This is a genomic window from Spirillospora sp. NPDC127506, assembly GCF_040302145.1.
Classification (GTDB): Bacteria; Actinomycetota; Actinomycetes; order Streptosporangiales; family Streptosporangiaceae; genus Spirillospora.
In genome coordinates this window covers 80725-98231 of record NZ_JBEORG010000025.1, presented here as the reverse complement: position 1 = coordinate 98231, position 17507 = coordinate 80725, and the positions used below count along the sequence as shown (strand labels likewise).

Genomic DNA, 17507 nt, shown 5'->3' with positions numbered 1-17507 from the left:
CGTTCCTAGACTGGTGTCCCTGAAGATCGGCCACGAGTGCCCCCAAAGGAGGCCCGAGGTGAGCATCGGTGAGACCTTGGCGGAGGAGCGCGAGCGAGCCGGTCTCTCGGTGACACAGGTCAGTCTCCAGACGCGGATACGGGAAACCGTCATCCGCGGCATGGAGGCCGACGATTTCTCGCTCTGCGGTGGCAACTTCTACGCCCGCGGTCATATCCGCAGCATCTGCCGGGTCATCGGCATCGACCCGGAGCCGCTCGTCGCCGAGTTCGACGCCGCGCACGGCGGCGCCCCGCAGCCCGTCTCGGCGGTGTCGGCGTTCGAGCCGGAGCAGCCCGTCGCGTTCCGGGAGCGCAAGGCGCCGAACTGGAGCGCCGCGATGGCCTTCGCGCTCGCCCTCGTCGTCATCTACGGCGTCGTCCAGGTGGTCGGGCACGACGGCGGCGGCGAGCAGCGCACCGCGCAGCAGGTCGCCGGGACGCCCGCGCCGCCCTCCCCGTCGCCGTCCGCGTCCGCGCCGAAGACCGGCGCGCCCATCGCGGAGGCCCCGCGCACGAAGGTCGAGGTGCGGCTTGAGGCCAAGCGCACCACGTGGCTGAACGTCATCGGCGACAAGGGCAGGACGCTGTTCATCGGCACCCTGCACAAGGGCGATGAGAAGGAGTTCACCGCCAAGAAGAAGGTCAAGCTCGTGATCGGCGTCGGCGGCAGCGTCGACCTGACCGTGAACGGCAAGGACATCGGCTCGCCCGGCAAGGGCGAGGGCGTGCAGCGGCTGAGCTTCGACAAGAACGACCCCGAGCCCGCGTAGGGGCCGCCGGTACGTCCCGGCGCCGGGGCCCATTACCTTTAGGGGCATGTCCACTCGCCGCAAGGTCTCGCTCATCACGCTCGGCTGCGCACGCAACGAGGTCGACTCCGAGGAACTCGCCGCGCGCATCGAGAACGCCGGCTGGGACCTGGCCGACGGCGCCGACGGCGCGGACGTCGTGGTCGTCAACACCTGCGGGTTCATCGAGGCCGCGAAGAAGGACTCCATCGACACGCTGCTCGCCGCGCACGACTCGGGCGCCAAGGTGGTTGCGGCCGGCTGCATGGCCGAGCGGTACGGCAGGGAGCTGGCCGAGGCGCTGCCGGAGGCCGACGCGGTGCTCGGCTTCGACGACTACGAGGGCATCGCCGAGCGGCTCGACGACGTGATGGCGGGCCGCAGGCGGGAGGCGCACACCCCCCGCGACCGCCGCACCCTGCTGCCGATCAGCCCGGTGGACCGGCCGGCGTCGCACGTGGCGGTCCCCGGGCACGGCGCCCCGGCCGACCTGCCGGACGGGGTGGCGCCCGCGTCCGGCCCCCGGGTGCTGCGGCGGCGGCTCGGCGGCGGCCCGGTCGCGCCGCTGAAGCTGGCGTCCGGCTGCGACCGGCGCTGCACGTTCTGCGCGATCCCCGCGTTCCGCGGCGCGTACGTCTCGCGCCCGCCGGCGGAGGTGCTGGAGGAGGCGCGCTGGCTCGCCGGGCACGGCGTCCGCGAGGTAGTCCTCGTCAGCGAGAACTCGACGTCCTACGGCAAGGACCTCGGCGATCTGCGCGCGCTGGAGAGGCTGCTGCCCCGCCTCGCCGCCGTGGACGGCATCGAGCGCGTCCGGGTGAGCTACCTGCAGCCCGCCGAGACCCGGCCCGGACTCATCGAGGCGATCTGCGGCACGCCCGGCGTCGCCCCCTACTTCGACCTGTCGTTCCAGCACGCGTCCGGCCCGGTGCTGCGCTCGATGCGGCGGTTCGGCGACCGGGAGCGGTTCCTCGGGCTGCTCGACCAGATCCGCGAGCTCGCCCCCGAGGCGGGCGTGCGGTCCAACTTCATCGTCGGCTTCCCCGGCGAGACCGAGGACGACTTCGAGGAGCTGGCGGAGTTCCTGGGCGCCGCGCGGCTGGACGCGATCGGCGTGTTCGGCTACTCCGACGAGGACGGCACGGAGGCCGCCGGCCTGGACGGCAAGCTCGACCCGGCCGAGGTCGCCCGCCGCGTCGACGAGCTGTCCGGGCTCGCCGAGGAGCTGACGGCGCAGCGGGCCGAGGACCGGATCGGCTCGGCCGTCCGCGTCCTGCTGGAGGACAAGGCCCTGCCGGAGGACGGGCGGGGCGGCTTCGAGGGGCGCGCCGAGCACCAGGCGCCGGAGGTGGACGGGACGGTCCTCGTCCGCGGCGAGGGCCTGGCGCTGGGCGAGATCGTCGAGGCGCGCGTCACCGGGAGCGACGGCGTGGACCTGGTCGCGGAACCGATCGCGGGCCCGATCGCGGGCACCGCATGATCGCGGATGCCACGGGGCCGGTCGCCGGCGCCCCGGAGCCGCCCCCCGCGGGGGTGTGGAACATCGCCAACGCCCTGACGATGATCCGGATCGTGCTGGTCCCGGTCTTCGTGTGGCTGCTGTTCCTGGACGGCACCGGCTGGCGGCTCGCCGCGTTCGCGGTGTTCGCGGCCGCCTCCATCACCGACAAGATCGACGGGGACATCGCGCGGGCCCGCGGCATCGTCACCGACTTCGGCAAGATCGCCGACCCGATCGCCGACAAGGCGCTCACCGGCGCCGCGCTGGTCAGCCTGTCGCTGATGGGGGAGCTGTGGTGGTGGGTGACCGCCGCGATCATGGTCCGCGAGATCGGCATCACCGTGCTGCGCTTCGTGGTGATCCGGTACGGCGTGATCCCGGCGAGCAAGGGCGGGAAGCTGAAGACGATGCTGCAGGTCGTCGCCATCGGCTTCTACATCCTGCCCGGCCCGCTCGACTACGTCCGCTGGATCACCATGGGCGCCGCCCTCGTCGTCACCGTCGTCACCGGCGCGGACTACCTCGTCCGCGCGTGGCGGCTGCGCCGCGCGCCCCGCGCGTCCTGACCGCCTAGGACACGGCCAGTTCGTCGCCGACGCGCAGGACGCCCGTCGCGCGGGGGACGCCGAGGCGGCCGAACATGATCCCGCGGGCGCCGCCGAACCGGGCGAGGCGGTAGCGGGCGAGCGCGCGGAGCGTTCCGGGGGAGCGCCGGGCGGTCTCCTGATCGGTGTTGACGATCATGCAGCGGTCCGCCGGCCGGACCAGCTCGATCTCGGCGGCGGCGCCGCGCAGCCGGGTGGCGGCGTCCTCCCCGTAGGGGCCGAGGCCGCGCAGGACGATGTTGGGCCGGAACCGGGACATCGGCAGCGGTTCCCCGACCCGCCTGTTGAGGTCGTCCAGCGACTCGGCGGACAGCACCGAGACCGGGTAGCCGTCGGCGAACGCGAGCGTCCCGCCGCCGAGCGGGGTGGGCCGCGTGCCGGTGAACCGGACGAGGCGGCACGGGGCGCCGAGCGCGGCCGAGAACCAGCGGGCCGCGTCGTCGCCCTGGTCGACTCCCCGGCAGGGGCGCTTGTGGACGGTGACGTCGAGCGCCGGGCCGTCCGCCGCCTCGCACACCAGCGGCGTGCCCGCCAGCGGGCTGGAGACGGTGAGCTTCACGCCGTCGAAGACGGGCCGGAGCAGGGCCAGCTCGGGGATCTCCCGCTGCGACAGGTGCCGCCCGTCCGGGCGGACGAGCATGAACTCGCGGTCGTGCCGCAGCCCGGTGGGCGTCAGCTCGGCCTCGGCGAGCGCGACGCCGCCCGCGCTCTTGAGGGGGAAGACGTTGAGTCCGGCCACGATGGCGGTCATGTGCCGGACGCTACGCGGCCCCCGCCCGCGCGGGCCAGGGGAAGCGGCGATACTTGACGGCGATTCGTCAGCTTGGGGGTGAAAGGCCGGTGACGGCACTGGACTTCACGTACGCCGAGGTCGGCGCGACGCGTGACGCGGAGCGCCCGGCCGGGTACCGGCATCTGCGCGAGCGCACGCCGGTCGGGAGCGGCCCGGAGGTCTTCCGGAACGCGGCCGACGCGCTCATGGAGTTCTGGATGCACCGGGCGCTGCCGCTCCGGGTGGACGCCTCGGCTCCGCGCGCGGCCCCCGGCGTCACCGTCGTGCTCGGGCTCGGGCTCGGCCCGCTGCGGCTGCGCGCGCCCTGCCGGATCGTGTGGACCCGCGAGGAGGACCGCTGCGCCGGGTGGGCGTACGGGACGCTGCCGGGGCATCCGGAGTCGGGCGAGGAGTCGTTCGTCGTGCACCGGGACGAGGAGGACGACGTGTGGCTGACCGTCACGGCGTTCAGCCGCCCGGCGGCGGCCGCGGTGCGGCTGGCGGGCCCGCTCGGGCCGGCGTTCCAGCGCCGTTACGCCCGCCGCTGCGGCGCCGTGCTGCGCCGGCTGGCGCGCCCCTGAGCGATTGCCGCCCCCGGCGCGGGGGGCTGCGGACGGGCCGTGGCGCCCGCGGGCGGCCGCGAGGCCACGCCCACCCCGGTCGTGGTCCCGCGGCCCCGGTTCGCGGGCGCCACGCGATTCGATTATCCCCGCCCGCGTCCGTGCGGACGAATCGATCAAATGAGTTTTGACTCACAATGTGACCTGGGCTTCTCGGCATTGTTGGACCGCAGGTCAATGCCGCGCGGCGACGATGCGCGTCCACCCGGGCGTCTTCTCCGCGCGGCGTGGCGGAAGCGGTCCCGTCCCGGCGGACAAAGCGCGGCCGCCTCTTTCCCGCGGCGACGGAAAAGGTGATGGGCCGTTGGACCGGTTCGAACACCCGCGCGGCGCTTCCGTCCTCATTCGGCCGATTTTCACGGTGAACCGGGGGCGCGCCGAGGCCGTCGCGGGCGGGCGCCGGTAGATTCGGACGCCATGCGAATCGAACTGCTCACGGTCGGGGACGAGCTGCTCCTCGGCGACACGGTCAACGGCAACGCGGCCTGGCTCGGCCGGCGCCTCGCCGACCACGGCGTGGACGTCACCCGCAGCGTCGTGGTGGGCGACGAGCCGGACGTGATCGCGGCGGCCGTGACGTCGGCGCTCGAGCGGGCCGACGCGGTGATCACCACCGGCGGGCTGGGGCCCACCTACGACGACCTCACCCGGGACGCGCTCGCCGCGGCGGCGGGGGTCCCGCTCGTCCGCGACCCCGGCCTGGAGCGGCGGCTGCGCGAGCGGGTCGCCCGCGCCGGCCGCGAGCTGCAGCCGATGGCGCTGCGCATGGCCGACGTGCCGAAGGGCGCGCGGGTGCTGGCGAACTCCGCGGGCTCGGCGCCCGGCCTGCGCGTCGAGCTGCCCGGCGGGGTCGTGTACGCGCTGCCCGGCGTCCCGTTCGAGATGCGCACGATCATGGACGAGGCGGTGCTGCCGGAGCTGGTCCGCGTCGCCGGGCTGCCCGCGGTCGCGCGCCGGACGCTGCGCACCGCGCGGATGTGGGAGTCGGCCGTGGCGGCGCGGCTCGCCGAGGTCGAGGCGATGGACGGCGTGAAGCTCGCCTACCTGCCCGACCCCGCCGAGGTGAAGATCCGGATCACCGTGACCGGGCCGGACGCCGCCGGGCGGCTGGAGGGCGTGGAGGCGCACGTCCGGAGGCTGCTGGGCTCGGCCGTCTACGGGGCCGAGGACGAGACGCTGGACCGGGTCGTCCACCGGCTGCTCGCCGCCCGCGGGGAGACGGTCGCGGCGGCGGAGTCGGTGACCGGCGGGCTCATCGGCGCCGAGCTGACCGCGATGCCCGGCTCGTCCGCCACCTACGCGGGCGGCCTGGTGACGTACGCGACGGAGGCGAAGGAGCGGCTGCTCGGCGTCCCGGCGGACCTGCTCGCCGAGCACGGCGCCGTCCACCCGGACGTGGCCGCCGCGATGGCCGCGGGCGTGCGCGACGCGGTCGGCGCGACCTACGGGCTCGCCGTCACCGGCGTCGCCGGCCCCGACACGCAGGACGGCCGCCCCGTGGGAACGGTCTATATCGGCGTGGCCGGTCCCGGTAACTCGCGCACTGTGGCGAGCCCGAAACTCCCCGTGTCGGGCGCCGGACCGGAGATCCGCGCGGTGATCCGGCGGATGACCGTCGTGCACGCCCTTGAGCTGCTGAGACGCGTCCTGCTGGGGCTTGACGCCGAGGGTGAGAGCGAGGAGGCTCAGGCAGATCGGGAAGACCGGGACTGATTACAGCGTTACGTTCCGAGCGAACACGAAATCAACGGTCTGCCATGGTCACCGTCAAGGCGGGTACGGTGGAACCGGCAGATGGTCCGAACTGAGGGAGGGAGCGAGACGATGGTCCTGCTTCGCCAGCTGCTCGGTGACGTACTGCGGCAGCTGCGGCTGCGCCAGGGACGCACCCTCCGTGAGGTGTCCGCGGCGGCGCGGGTGTCACTCGGCTATCTCTCCGAGGTCGAGCGGGGACAGAAGGAGGCATCCTCGGAGCTGCTGTCCTCGATCTGCAAAGCCCTGGGCGTCCCGCTGTCGCACGTGCTGAGGGAAGTCGCGGATCAGCTCGCCCTCGCCGAGCTGCAGCACGAGCCCGTCATGGCGGGCGCGCCGGAGCACGAGCGCATTTCCGCCGAGAGCATTCCGGAGACGCCGGAGGAGATCACCGGGGAGTTCCGCGCCGACATGGTCGCGGCCTGACCCGCTCCCCTGCGTTCATGCCTGATCAGAGGCCGCGGGTGTGCGCGGCCTCACGCATGAGCGCGACATTTCTGGGGATCTTTCCGTGTTGTACGGGACAAGGTAACGACGCGGAAGGAACCCGACAATGGCGACGGTCAAGAGCCCGCTTCCCGACGATGCGGTGAAGGTGGTCGGGCAGGCCCTGCAGGGCGCACTCATCGACCTCATCGATCTCGCCCTGGTGGCCAAACAGGCGCACTGGAACCTGACCGGACGCAATTTCAAGGTCGTGCACGAGCACCTGGACGAGGTGGTCGCCCTCGCCCGCACCGGCCAGGACGACGTGGCCGAGCGCGCGGTCGCGATCGGCGTGAACCCCGACGGCCGTGCCCGCACGGTCGCCGATCGCACCGAGCTGCCGCAGCTGGAGGCCGGCTACCTGGACGACGACAAGGTCGTCGCCGCGATCACCGACATCCTGGCCCAGATGATCGCGCGTTTCCGGGAGCGCATCGCCGCGACCGACGAGCCTGACCAGGTCACCCAGGACCTGCTCATCGGCATCACCGCCGAGCTGGAGAAGCAGCACTGGATGTTCCAGGCCCAGACCTGACCCGCCACCGGGCCCGCGCCGCGCCGCCGCGATCCCGGCGCGAACCGGACCCGGGTGCGATGGCCCCGGCCCCCGCCGATCCGTTCGGCGGGGGCCGGGGCCTTTCCGCGTCCGCCCGCCGCTCCCGCCCGGCTACCGCGGGGCGGGCTGGCAGCGGGGGCACCAGAACGTGACGCGCCCGCCGGTCTGCTCGGCCCGCTCGATCCGCGTCCCGCAGCGCCGGCAGGGGCGCCCGGCCCGCCCGTACACCCAGTGCTCCCGCCCGCGCCCCCGGTCGCCGGTGGTGATGTGGCCGTGCCGGTCCTTGTTGGCGTCCAGGAGCCGGTGAGACAGCTCCACGAGCGCCGGCAGGCCGGGGACGTCCCCGACCCGCGCCCACGGGTTCACGCCCCGCAGGAACAGGACCTCGGCCTTGTAGACGTTGCCGATCCCGGCGAGCCGCGTCTGGTCGAGCAGGGCCTCGCCGATGGGCCGCGCGGGCTGCTCGCCCAGCCGCGCGACGGCCTCGGCGGCGGTCCCGGGGCCCCAGGACGGGTCGAGCAGGTCGGGCCCGAGGTGGCCGACCGCCCGGTCCTCCTCGGCGGTGCGCAGCAGCTCGACCAGGCCGAGCGAGTAGCCGACCGCCTGCCACTCCGCGTTCGCCAGCACGAGGCGGACCCTGTGGTCGCGCGGGGCGGGGCCCGCCCGGCGGATCTGCCAGCGCCCCTCCATCAGCAGGTGCGTGTGGACGGTGAGCCCGTCCTCGACCCGGGTGAGCAGGTGCTTGCCGCGCGGGACGGTGTCCAGGACGGTCCGCCCGCGCAGGTCGGCGGTGGCGTACCGGGGGACGCGGAAGTCCGAGCGCGCGAGCACCCGCCCGGTGAGCGCCTCGCGCAGCCGCCGGGCCGTCAGCCAGACGACGTCCCCTTCCGGCATGGGCCGTGCCTCCTCCGCGGGCGGGGCTCAGATCAGGGAGGGGCTCTCCCAGGCGGCCGGGTCCTCGGTGAGCTTCTGGACGGCGGGGGGCAGTTCCCCGGACGCGATGTGCGCGAGCGTGACCTGCTCCAGGATCGAGCGTTCGCTGGCGCGCAGCGCGATCCACACCTCCTGCAGGGACCGCGCCGGCCCCTCGTACCCGACGTGCTCGGGGCGCTCGCCCCGGACGCCGAGCAGCGGCCCGTCGATGGCGCGGATGATGTCGGCGAGGGAGATCCGCTCCGCGGGCCGCGCCAGCCAGTAGCCGCCCTCGGGGCCCCGCTGGCTCCGGACGAGGCCGGAGCGGCGCAGCTGGCCGAGGATGTTCTCGAGGAATTTGGGCGGGATCTGCTGCGCCTCGGCGAGCTGCACCGCGGTCACCGGGTGACTCCCGGCGACCGCCAGCTCCGCGGCGGCGCGCAACGCGTAATCGACCCGGGCGGACAATCGCATGAACGTATTATCCCTGGCCGATGGGACCAGTCGGGCATCCGGCGCCGCGGGCGGCGTGACGCGCCCGCCGGAACCGGGCTCTGTCCTCCGGCGGGCGCGCCACGGGTCTAGCCGGCCGAGCCCGGCGCGCCGGTCAGCCCGAGGATCTCGGCGGCGGCCTGGGCGTTGGCGGCGGCGGCGCCGTAGGTGGCCAGGTAGACGGCCGATCCGGGGCGCCAGACGGGCAGGCCCATCTCCACCACGACGGTGTCGGGGCGGGCGGTGAGCAGGGCCGTGGTGAGGGCGCGCTGGGCCGCGTGCCGGTGCGCGTCGCGCAGGACGACGATCAGCCCGCGCCCCTCGGCGCGCGCGAGGACGCGCTCGGCCGCCCCGTCCGAGCCGTCGGCCCGCACGGCGTCGGGCGCCCACGGGTGCAGTCCCCACGGGGTCGGTCCGACGGCGATGTTGCCGGTCGACTCGGTCTCGACGACCAGGGGCGGCCCGGTCCAGCCTGGGAGCGCTCCCGTGACGCGCACGGCGCGGCGCGCGGCCTCCATCCCGGCGGCGCGGTCCACCGCGGCGGCGCCCTGCCCGGCGAGCCACTCCTTGAGCCGCGCCGTGCGCTCCGCGGCGTCCAGCAGCCGGCCCATGGACAGCCGCCCGGTGCGGACGGCCGCGTCGATCGCGCCGAGGGTCGCCTGGACGGTCTCCGCGTGCTCGCGCGGGCCGAGGCACAGCAGGTCGGCGCCCGCGGCGAGGGCCCGCACGGACGCCTCCGGGATGCCGATCGCGCCGCTCGCGCCCTCCATGTCGAGCGCGTCGGTGACGATCACGCCCGAGTAGCCGAGCCGCTCGCGCAGCAGCCCGGTGATCGCGGCGTGCGACAGGGTCGCCGGCGCGCCCCCGGTGATCGCCGGCAGGTTCAGGTGGCCGGTCATCACCGCGCGGGTGCCGGCGGCGATCGCCGCCCGGAACGGGACCAGCTCGCGGCGGTCCAGCAGCTCCAGGTCGGCGTCCACGAGCGGGATCGACAGGTGCGAGTCGTCCACCGTGGCGCCGTGGCCGGGGAAGTGCTTCGCGCAGGCGGCGACGCCCGCCTCCTGCGTCCCGGTGACGGACGCGGCGGCGTGCCGGGCGACCAGCTCGGGGTCGGAGCCGAACGAGCGGGTGCCGATCACCGGGTTGTCGTCGGCGGTGTTGACGTCCACCGACGGCGCGAAGTTGAAGTTGACGCCGACCTCGGCCAGCTCCGCGCCCATGGAGCGGTAGATGCGCCGGGTCAGCTCCGGGTCGTCCACGGCGCCGAGCGCCGCGTTGCCCGGGTAGGGACTGCCGGTGGCGTGGCCGCCGAGCCGGGTGACGTCGCCGCCCTCCTCGTCGATCGTGATGAACGGGTCGCCCGCCTTGCGCAGCTGCGCGGTGAGCGCGGCGAGCGACTCGGGGCTCGGCACGTTGCCGGTGAGGGCGAAGAGCGTGACGCCGCCGAGGCCGGCCTCCAGCTCGTCCAGCAGCCAGCGCGGCGCGGTCGCCCCGGGGAAGGACGGGAGCAGCGTGCCGCGGGCCAGCCGGGCGATCTCCGCCGTGGTCGCGATGTCGTCGGTCGTCACCCCTTCACCGCCCCGGCGGTGAGGCCGGACACCATGCGGCGCTGGACGAGCAGGAAGAAGGCGATGACGGGAATGGTGAGCAGCGTGGACGCTGCCATGATGGGCCCCCAGGCGTTGCCGCTGCGGCCGAAGAAGAACTGCAGCATGATCGGCAAGGTGTACTTGTTCTGGTCTTCCAGGAACGTGTAGGCGAAGATGAACTCGTTCCAGGCGGTGATGAAGGAGAAGATGCTGGTCGCCACGAGTCCGGGCGCGACCAGCGGGAGCAGGACGGTGAAGAACGTCCGGACCGGGCCGGCGCCGTCGATCGCGGCGGCCTCCTCCAGCTCGCGCGGCACCGCGGCGACGAACCCGCGCAGCATCCAGATCGCGAACGGCACCGCGAACCCGATGTAGACGAGCGAGAGGCCCGCCAGGCTGTTCAGCAGGTCGAGCCGCTTCAGGTCGAGGAACAGCGGGATGACGAGCGCCTCCAGCGGCACCATCTGCACCACCAGCAGCATCACCAGGAAGGTGGTGCGGAAGCGGAAGCGGAACCGGGCGACGGCGGTCGCGGCCATCAGCGCGAGCAGGCCGGACGCGAGCACGGTGACGACGGCGAGGATCGCGCTGTTGGCGAAGTACTCCCAGAAGGAGACCTCGGCGATGCCGCCGTTCAGCACCAGGTCGAAGTGCTTGAGCGTCGGGTGGGCGGGGAGCGGTTTCGGCGTCGTGCTGAAGATCTCGTTGTTCGGCTTGAACGCGGTGGACGCCATCCAGAAGACGGGGAAGACCGCGATCGCGAAGACGAGCAGGCCCGTCCCGTTCAGCAGGATCTTGCGCGGCAGCGAGGTCCTCATCGCGTCTCCCCCTGGCGGACCATGACCCGCACGTACAGGGCGGTGACGATGAGCAGGATGAACGTGAGCACGAGCGCGATCGCCGAGCCCATGCCGAGCTTCGGATTGAGCGACCCGAACGCCTCGGAGTAGGCGTACAGCGACAGGTTGAACGCGTCGCGGTTGGCCAGCCCGGACATGATGAACAGCTGCGTGAAGACCTTGAAGTCCCAGATGATCGACATGACCAGCAGCACCATGAAGATCGGCTTGAGCATCGGGTAGGTGATGCTCCAGAACGTCCGCCACGGGCCGGAGCCGTCCACCCGGGCCGCCTCGTACAGCTCGCCGGGGACGCTCTTCAGCCCGGCCAGGACGGACACGGCGATGAACGGGCACGCCTGCCACACCACGCACACGGTCAGCACGGTGTAGGTCGACAGCGGGGTGGCGAACCAGTTGTAGTCGAGCCAGCCGCCGCCGACGAGGGCGTCGGGCAGCAGGTCGAGGAACCAGTTCACGAGGCCGCCGGTGGTGCCGAACAGCCAGCTGAAGATGATCGCCGCGGTGACCGGCGGGGTCGCCCAGGCGACCATCACGCCGCCGGCGACGAAGCCCGACATCTTCCTGCCGAGCTTGTTGAGCAGCAGCCCCACCAGCGTCCCGACGACCAGGGTCAGGGTCACCGCGACGACGGCGAACAGCACGGTGTGCTCGAAGGTCTGCCAGAAGAACGGGTCGTTGAGGATCTTGTCGAAGTTCTCGGCGCCCACCTGCTCGGCCGGCTCGCCGCGCAGCTGGCGGTTGCCGACCTTCTGGAACGACATGATCCCGATCTGGATCATCGGCCAGAACATCAGGACGGCGATCACGAGCACGGTCGGTGCGATCAGCAGGTAGGGCCCGAAACGGGGCCGGCGGCCGGGGCGCGCCCGGCCGGAGGTCCTCCGGCCGGGCGCTCTCCGCACCGCGGGAGCGGTGTCGAGCATGGACGTTCCGATCAGCCGGTACTACGGGTTCAGCAGGGTGTTGGCCTGCTCGTTCGCCTTCTTCATCTGCTCATCGGCGTTCTTGCCCTGCATGATCGCCTTGACCGTGTTCGGCAGCACCTTCTTGGCCTGCTCGAACTCGGCCCAGCCGGGGCCGATCGGGGGGAACTTGGTGTTGGTGGCGATCTGGGTGAAGATCTCCAGCTTCGGGTCGGTGAACTTCACGTCCGAGCGCATGGACGAGAAGCCGCTGTAGTCGGCCCACCCCTTGGCGTTCTTGGCGTTGTTCAGGACCGTGATGTAGTCGAAGGCCGCCGCCTTGGCCTTGCTGTCCTTCCAGACGGCGAGGTCGGAGCCGCCCGCCATGACCGGGGCGTTGCCGCCGGTCTTGCTCGGGATCGGGAAGACGCCCCACTTGTCGGCGTTCTTGGCGGAGACCTTCTTCATCTCCTTCAGGGCCCAGCTGCCGTCGATGTACATGCCGAGCTTGCCGAGGGCGAAGTCGCGCTGCGGGCCTTCCAGCTCGTTCTTGCCGATGTACTTCTCGGGCGCGACCTTCTCGGTGCTGACCAGGCCGGCGTAGTACTTGACGGCCTCGATCGCCTGCGGCTGGTCGAGCTGGCCCTTCCAGCCGCCGTTGCCGTCCTCGACGGCCACGGCGCCGTTGTTGCCCCAGATGAAGCTGAGCAGGGCGTTGGTCTGGTCGCTCGGGATGCCGATGCCGGGCACCTTCTTGGCGTCCTGCACCTTCTTCGCCGCGGCGGTCAGCTCCGCCCAGGTCTTCGGCTGCTGGATGCCGAGCTCCTGGAACCAGTCGGTGCGGTACCAGATGCCGCGGACGCCGCCGTACCACGGCACCGCGTAGATCTTGCCGTCGCTGGTGTCGTTGCCGAGCGCGGTCTTGTTGAGGGTCTTGCCGTCCGCCCAGCCGTTGAACTCGTCGGTGATGTCGGCCAGGCTGCCCTGCTCGATGTGGGACTGGACGTCGGTGTTGCCGAGCTCGGTGACGTCCGGGCCCTCGCCGCCGGCGGCCGCCTTCTGGAACGTGGTGGCGACTTGCGGCCACGGCACGTACTTGATCTGGACGTCGGTGCTCGGGTGCTTCTGCTTGAACTCCGTCTCGACGGAGTCGAGGAACTTGGTCTGCTCGGGCGTCCCGTCGCCCATCATCCAGACCTTGAGCTGCGCCGGGTCCTTGCCGGCGTCGGCCGCGTCGTCCTTCTTCTCGCCGCCGCAGGCCGTGGCGGCCAGGGCGATCGCGGCCGCCGCGGCCGCAACCTTGATGTACTTCACTGGGGGATCCTTTCCGGCATCGCCTCGCGCGGCCTTGTGGCCCGCTTACCGGGGATACGGCTCCGACCCTTTAAGGTCCTGGCCATGTCCCTCTCGCTTCCGCATCGCTCGCGGGCACCCTGCTCGCCGGTCCGCGCTCTGCGCGCGCCCCCGGCCCGGGGTACCGGACCGGTCGGCGCTTGGGCGTAAACTAACAAGAAACTTTCCTAAACAAAACTGCTCGTTAGCGGATTGAGACATCGAGGGGGCCGGCATGGCCAGACGCCCGGGAACGCCGAGGCTGCTGCGTGAGCTCAACGACCGCGCGGCGCTGGACCTGCTCGTCGAGCAGGGCCCGCTGACCCGCGCGCAGATCGGCGAGCACACCGGGCTATCGAAGGTAACCGCCTCGCAGCTGTTGTCGAGACTGGAGGACCGCGGCCTCGTCTCGGTCGTCGGCGAGCAGGCCGGGGGCCGGGGGCCCAACGCCGCCCTGTACGCGGTCGTCCCGTCCAGCGCCTACGTCGCCGGGCTCGAAGTGGGGCCGGACGGGATCACCGCCGGCGTCGCCGACATCACCGGGCGCATCGCCGCCCAGGTCACCGTGGACCCGAACGGCGCCGACGAGCCGGTGAAGGCGGTGCACAACGCCGTGGTCAAGGCGTGCCGCTCCGCCAAGGTCGCCGTGTCGCGGCTGAGCGCCTTCGTCATCGGGACGCCCGGCGTCGTCGACCCGCGCTCGGGCGACGTCCAGTTCGCCTTCGACCTGCCGTCCTGGCACGAGGGCGTCCTCGCCGCGCTGCGCACCGACCTGCGCCGGCCGGTGACCATCGAGAACGACGTCAACCTCGCCGCCATCGCCGAGCGGGCCTACGGCTCCGCGCGGGGCGCCGACGACTTCGCGCTCATGTGGTTCGACCGCGGCATGGGCCTGTCGGTCATGCTGGGCGGCCGGCTGCACCGCGGCCGGTGGGGCGGCGCCGGGGAGATCGGCTACCTGCCGGTGCCGGGCGCGCCGCTGCCGTTCGGCGCCGCCCGCCGCGGCCCGATGGACGAGGGCGTCACCGAGTCCACGACCTGGAACAAGCCGACCCTCGCCGGCGGGTACGGGGCGCTGGTCGGCGCGGACGCGGTCCGGGCCCTGGCCCACGAGCACGGCATCGCCGAGGCGACCGCGTTCGACTGCGTCAGCGCGGCCGCCGCCGACGAGGACCGCGGCGGCGCGTTCCTGGACGAGCTCGCCACCCGCATCTCCTACGGCGTGACCTCGGTCAACATCGTCCTGGACCCGGGGCTCGTGGTCCTGTCGGGCAGCCTCGGCCGGGCCGGCGGCGCGCCCCTCGCCACGCGCATAGAGCGGATCGTCGGACGGATCAGCCCGACCAGGCCGACCGTGGCCGTGACCGAGGTGGAGGGCAACCCCGTGCTCCGCGGCGCCCTGTACGCCGCGCTGCAGCAGGCCCGCGACGACGTCTTCTCGGCGGGCGGCGCGTCCTAGCCGGGGTGCCCCGGGCCGGCGTCCGTGAAGATCGCGGCAAGGGAAGAGCCCCCGGCCGGGCGGCGGGGGCTCTTCCCTTGCGCGGAACGTTCCTTCGCCGCCGCTCGGTGCGGCTACTTGGCGGACGCCGCCGCCGCGACGGCGGCCTCTTTGTGGCGCCGCGGGTCGTTGAGCGCGCGGTCGATGACGGTCTGACTGATGATCTGGCGCCTGCGCCGGAGCGCGGCGGCCTTCCGTGCCGTAGGTGTCATGCCGAACCCCGTTCCGCGGTGGCGCTTTCCCCTTGGCCACCGCAAACCCCGTGATGCCCTCATGCTCTCAAACGAGAGGGGCCGAGGGGATCCGTCCGAGGAATGAAATCGAGGTCAGACCTACAGCGTAGAGCGCCCCGGGCGGCTTCCGGGGTCCCCCTGGGATCATGGAGGGAACGACCGTCCCGTATCCGCCGTTGGGGGGACCGTGAACGAAGAACCGAGGGGCCGCCATGGCGCTGCGTGACCGGCTGCGGCGGCTCGTCCAGAAGCCGGGCAGCGTCGACCTGGCGCCCTTCCGCGCCGTGGTGGCCGAGGCGGGCGCGCGCGAGTCCCGGGTCCGGGAGCTGTCCGACGCCGGGCTGACCGCGGCCGCGGAGGCCCTGCGGGAGGAGGAGGACCTCGCGGAGCTGTGCGCCCTCGGCCGGGAGGCCGCGCGGCGGACGCTGGGGGAGCGGCCCTTCGACGTCCAGCTGCTCGGGACGCTGGCGCTGCTGTCCGGGCACGTCGCCGAGATGGCCACCGGGGAGGGCAAGACCCTGTCCGGGGCGCTGGCCGCCGCCGGGTACGCGCTGCGCGGCCGCCGGGTGCACGTGATGTCGGTCAACGACTACCTGGCGCGCCGCGACGCCGAATGGATGGGCCCGCTGTACGCGATGCTCGGCGTGACCGCGGGCTGGATCGGGCAGTCGTCCACCCCCGGCGAGCGGCGGGCCGCGTACGCGGCCGACGTGACGTACGCGCCGGTCAGCGAGGTCGGGTTCGACCTCCTCCGGGACAGGCTCGCCACCGACCCCGCCGACGTCGTCCAGCCCGAGCCGTCCGTCGCCTTGATCGACGAGGCCGACTCGGTGCTGGTGGACGAGGCCATGGTGCCGCTCGTCCTCGCGGGCGCCGCCGACCTCGACGCCGCCGACCCCCGGTACGCCGACCTCGTCCGGCGGCTCCGGCCCGGCCTGCACTACTCGACCGACGACGAGGCGCGGAACGTCCAGCTCACGCCCGCCGGGACGAGGGAGGTGGAACGCGTCCTCGGCGTCGACCTGTACGCCCCGGAGAACTTGCGCACGCTCACCGCCGTCAACGTGGCCCTGCACGCCGAGGTCCTGCTCCACCGCGACGTGGACTACATCGTCCGGGACGGCGCCGTGAAGCTGATCAGCGAGTCGCGGGGCAGGGTCGCGCTCCTGCAGCGCTGGCCGGACGGCCTCCAGGCCGCGGTCGAGGCCAAGGAGGCCCTCGAAGCGTCCCCGAGCGGGGAGATCCTCGACTCGATCACCGTCCAGGAGCTGATCGGGCGCTATCCCGTCCGGTGCGGCATGACCGGCACCGCGATGGCCGTTTCCGGCCAGCTGACCGAGTTCTACTCGCTGCAGATCGCGGTGATCCCGCCCAACCGGCCCTGCGTCCGCGAGGACCGGCCCGACCGCCTCTACGCGACCACCGCCGACAAGGAGGTCGCGATCGTCGAGGAGGTCGCCGCCGCGCACGCGACCGGCCGCCCGGTGCTGATCGGCACCGGCGACGTCGCCGAGTCCGAGCGCCTCGCCCGCAGCCTCGCCCGCGCCGGGCTGGACCGGGTCGTCCTCAACGCCAAGAACGACGCCGAGGAGGCCGCGATCATCGCGGAGGCCGGCGCGTACGGCGCGATCACCGTCTCCACCCAGATGGCGGGCCGCGGCACCGACATCCGCCTCGGCGGCAGCCCGGCCGCCGCCCCCGGCACCGCGCCCGCCGACGCGGCGGGCTCCGACCGCGACCGCGTCGCCGCGGCCGGCGGCCTCCTGGTCATCGGCACGGGCCGCTACCACAGCAGCCGCCTGGACGACCAGCTCCGCGGCCGCGCCGGACGCCAGGGCGACCCCGGCGCCTCCGTCTTCTTCACCAGCCTCCAGGACGACCTCGTCACCCGCTACGCGCCCGACGAGAAGCCCAAGGCGTCCTCCGACGACGACGGCCTCGTCACCGACAAGGGCGCGCACTGGATCGTCGGCCACGCCCAGCGCGTCGCCGAAGGCGTCGACCTCGAACTGCACCGCAACACCTGGCGCTACAACCACCTGATCGGGCTGCAGCGCCGCGAACTGCTCGCCGAGCGCTCCGCCGTCCTGCACGGCGACGCCGCCGACAAGGCCATGGCGGCCGCGGCCCCGGACAAGCACGCCGAGCTGACCAAGGCCGCCGGCGCGGAGGCGGTGGCCGCCGCCGCGCGCCAGATCGTCCTCTACCAGATGGACCGCTGCTGGGCGGAGCACCTCGCCTACCTGGCCGACCTGCGCGAGGGCATCCATCTGCGCTCCCTCGGCCGCGGTCTCGACCCGCTGGTCGAGTTCAACCGCGAGGCGGTCCCGGCGGGCAAGCGCCTGCTGTCCGACGCCCGGAAACGCTCGGTGGCGGCCTTCGAGGCCCTGACCGCCACCGAGGACGGCATCGACCTGGAGGCCGCCGGCCTGAAGCGCCCCTCGGCCACCTGGACCTACCTCGTCCACGACAACCCCTTCGGCTCCATGGACGAACGCGCCCTCCGCGGGCTGATCAGCATGTTCAAGGGCCGCCGCCGCTGACGGCCGGGTCCGGTGGGCCGGGTCC

The 17507-nt window shown here is 73.2% G+C and carries 17 protein-coding genes; 9 read left to right on the top strand and 8 right to left on the bottom strand.

Annotated elements, in window-relative coordinates; translation table 11 throughout:
• Window positions 1-58 precede the first annotated feature (58 nt).
• The 3 genes from ABTW95_RS23150 to ABTW95_RS23140 are packed head-to-tail and all read left to right on the top strand — an operon-like array spanning window position 59 to window position 2893.
• Window positions 59-811, top strand: coding sequence for a helix-turn-helix domain-containing protein (locus ABTW95_RS23150; RefSeq protein ID WP_396445291.1), 753 nt, complete (start codon window positions 59-61; stop codon window positions 809-811).
• A gap of 46 nt (window positions 812-857) precedes the next feature.
• Window positions 858-2306, top strand: coding sequence for a 30S ribosomal protein S12 methylthiotransferase RimO (rimO, locus tag ABTW95_RS23145; RefSeq protein WP_500227368.1), 1449 nt, complete (start codon window positions 858-860; stop codon window positions 2304-2306).
• A complete protein-coding gene (locus ABTW95_RS23140) occupies window positions 2303-2893 on the top strand; it encodes a CDP-alcohol phosphatidyltransferase family protein (RefSeq protein ID WP_500227367.1) in 591 nt (196 codons plus the stop codon). Before rimO ends, ABTW95_RS23140 begins: the two co-directional genes overlap by 4 nt.
• A 4-nt stretch (window positions 2894-2897) precedes the next feature.
• Here ABTW95_RS23140 and ABTW95_RS23135 read toward each other — a convergent pair whose 3' ends face one another.
• Window positions 2898-3683, bottom strand: a complete 786-nt coding sequence (locus ABTW95_RS23135) for an MOSC domain-containing protein (protein WP_500227366.1) — start codon at window positions 3681-3683, stop codon at window positions 2898-2900.
• An 89-nt stretch (window positions 3684-3772) separates the two neighbouring features.
• On the opposite strand from ABTW95_RS23135, the gene ABTW95_RS23130 reads away from it, so the two are divergent.
• The 4 genes from ABTW95_RS23130 to ABTW95_RS23115 all read left to right on the top strand — a co-directional run bounded on the left by ABTW95_RS23130 (window position 3773) and on the right by ABTW95_RS23115 (window position 7097).
• Complete coding sequence (locus ABTW95_RS23130) at window positions 3773-4285, top strand: DUF1990 domain-containing protein (protein ID WP_500227365.1); 513 nt, start codon at window positions 3773-3775, stop codon at window positions 4283-4285.
• A gap of 456 nt (window positions 4286-4741) precedes the next feature.
• Window positions 4742-6037, top strand: coding sequence for a CinA family nicotinamide mononucleotide deamidase-related protein (locus ABTW95_RS23125; RefSeq protein ID WP_500227364.1), 1296 nt, complete (start codon window positions 4742-4744; stop codon window positions 6035-6037).
• A gap of 111 nt (window positions 6038-6148) precedes the next feature.
• Entirely contained in the window at window positions 6149-6502 is a 354-nt protein-coding gene (locus ABTW95_RS23120) for a helix-turn-helix domain-containing protein (protein ID WP_141577403.1), read from the top strand.
• Window positions 6503-6629: 127 nt separating this feature from the next.
• Entirely contained in the window at window positions 6630-7097 is a 468-nt protein-coding gene (locus ABTW95_RS23115) for a Dps family protein (RefSeq protein WP_396445285.1), read from the top strand.
• 132 nt (window positions 7098-7229) lie between these two features.
• Here the strand turns inward: ABTW95_RS23115 and ABTW95_RS23110 are convergent, their stop codons facing one another.
• The 6 genes from ABTW95_RS23110 to ABTW95_RS23085 form a co-directional block, all read right to left on the bottom strand.
• Window positions 7230-8012, bottom strand: coding sequence for a DNA-formamidopyrimidine glycosylase family protein (locus tag ABTW95_RS23110; protein WP_396445284.1), 783 nt, complete (start codon window positions 8010-8012; stop codon window positions 7230-7232).
• A gap of 27 nt (window positions 8013-8039) precedes the next feature.
• The gene (locus ABTW95_RS23105; RefSeq protein WP_396445283.1) at window positions 8040-8504 is read right to left on the bottom strand and encodes an RrF2 family transcriptional regulator; all 465 of its coding nucleotides are present in this window, start codon (window positions 8502-8504) and stop codon (window positions 8040-8042) included.
• A 107-nt stretch (window positions 8505-8611) separates the two neighbouring features.
• A complete protein-coding gene (locus ABTW95_RS23100; protein WP_500227363.1) occupies window positions 8612-10090 on the bottom strand; it encodes a glycoside hydrolase family 3 protein in 1479 nt (492 codons plus the stop codon).
• Window positions 10087-10929, bottom strand: coding sequence for a carbohydrate ABC transporter permease (locus ABTW95_RS23095; protein ID WP_396445281.1), 843 nt, complete (start codon window positions 10927-10929; stop codon window positions 10087-10089). The genes ABTW95_RS23100 and ABTW95_RS23095 overlap by 4 nt, the downstream gene beginning before the upstream one ends.
• Window positions 10926-11897, bottom strand: a complete 972-nt coding sequence (locus ABTW95_RS23090; protein WP_500227362.1) for a carbohydrate ABC transporter permease — start codon at window positions 11895-11897, stop codon at window positions 10926-10928. The genes ABTW95_RS23095 and ABTW95_RS23090 overlap by 4 nt, the downstream gene beginning before the upstream one ends.
• 21 nt (window positions 11898-11918) lie before the next feature.
• The gene (locus ABTW95_RS23085) at window positions 11919-13190 is read right to left on the bottom strand and encodes an extracellular solute-binding protein (protein WP_396445279.1); all 1272 of its coding nucleotides are present in this window, start codon (window positions 13188-13190) and stop codon (window positions 11919-11921) included.
• Between the two features lie 253 nt (window positions 13191-13443).
• Here ABTW95_RS23085 and ABTW95_RS23080 point away from each other — a divergent pair, with 253 nt between their 5' ends.
• Window positions 13444-14667: an ROK family transcriptional regulator gene (locus tag ABTW95_RS23080; protein ID WP_396445278.1), complete on the top strand. Its 1224-nt coding sequence runs from the start codon at window positions 13444-13446 to the stop codon at window positions 14665-14667.
• Window positions 14668-14780: 113 nt separating this feature from the next.
• On the opposite strand, the gene ABTW95_RS23075 is transcribed toward ABTW95_RS23080, so the two are convergent.
• Window positions 14781-14918: a hypothetical protein gene (locus ABTW95_RS23075; RefSeq protein ID WP_396445277.1), complete on the bottom strand. Its 138-nt coding sequence runs from the start codon at window positions 14916-14918 to the stop codon at window positions 14781-14783.
• A gap of 233 nt (window positions 14919-15151) precedes the next feature.
• On the opposite strand from ABTW95_RS23075, the gene secA2 reads away from it, so the two are divergent.
• A complete protein-coding gene (gene secA2 / locus ABTW95_RS23070) occupies window positions 15152-17482 on the top strand; it encodes an accessory Sec system translocase SecA2 (RefSeq protein WP_500227361.1) in 2331 nt (776 codons plus the stop codon).
• The last annotated feature ends 25 nt before the right edge of the window (window positions 17483-17507 follow it).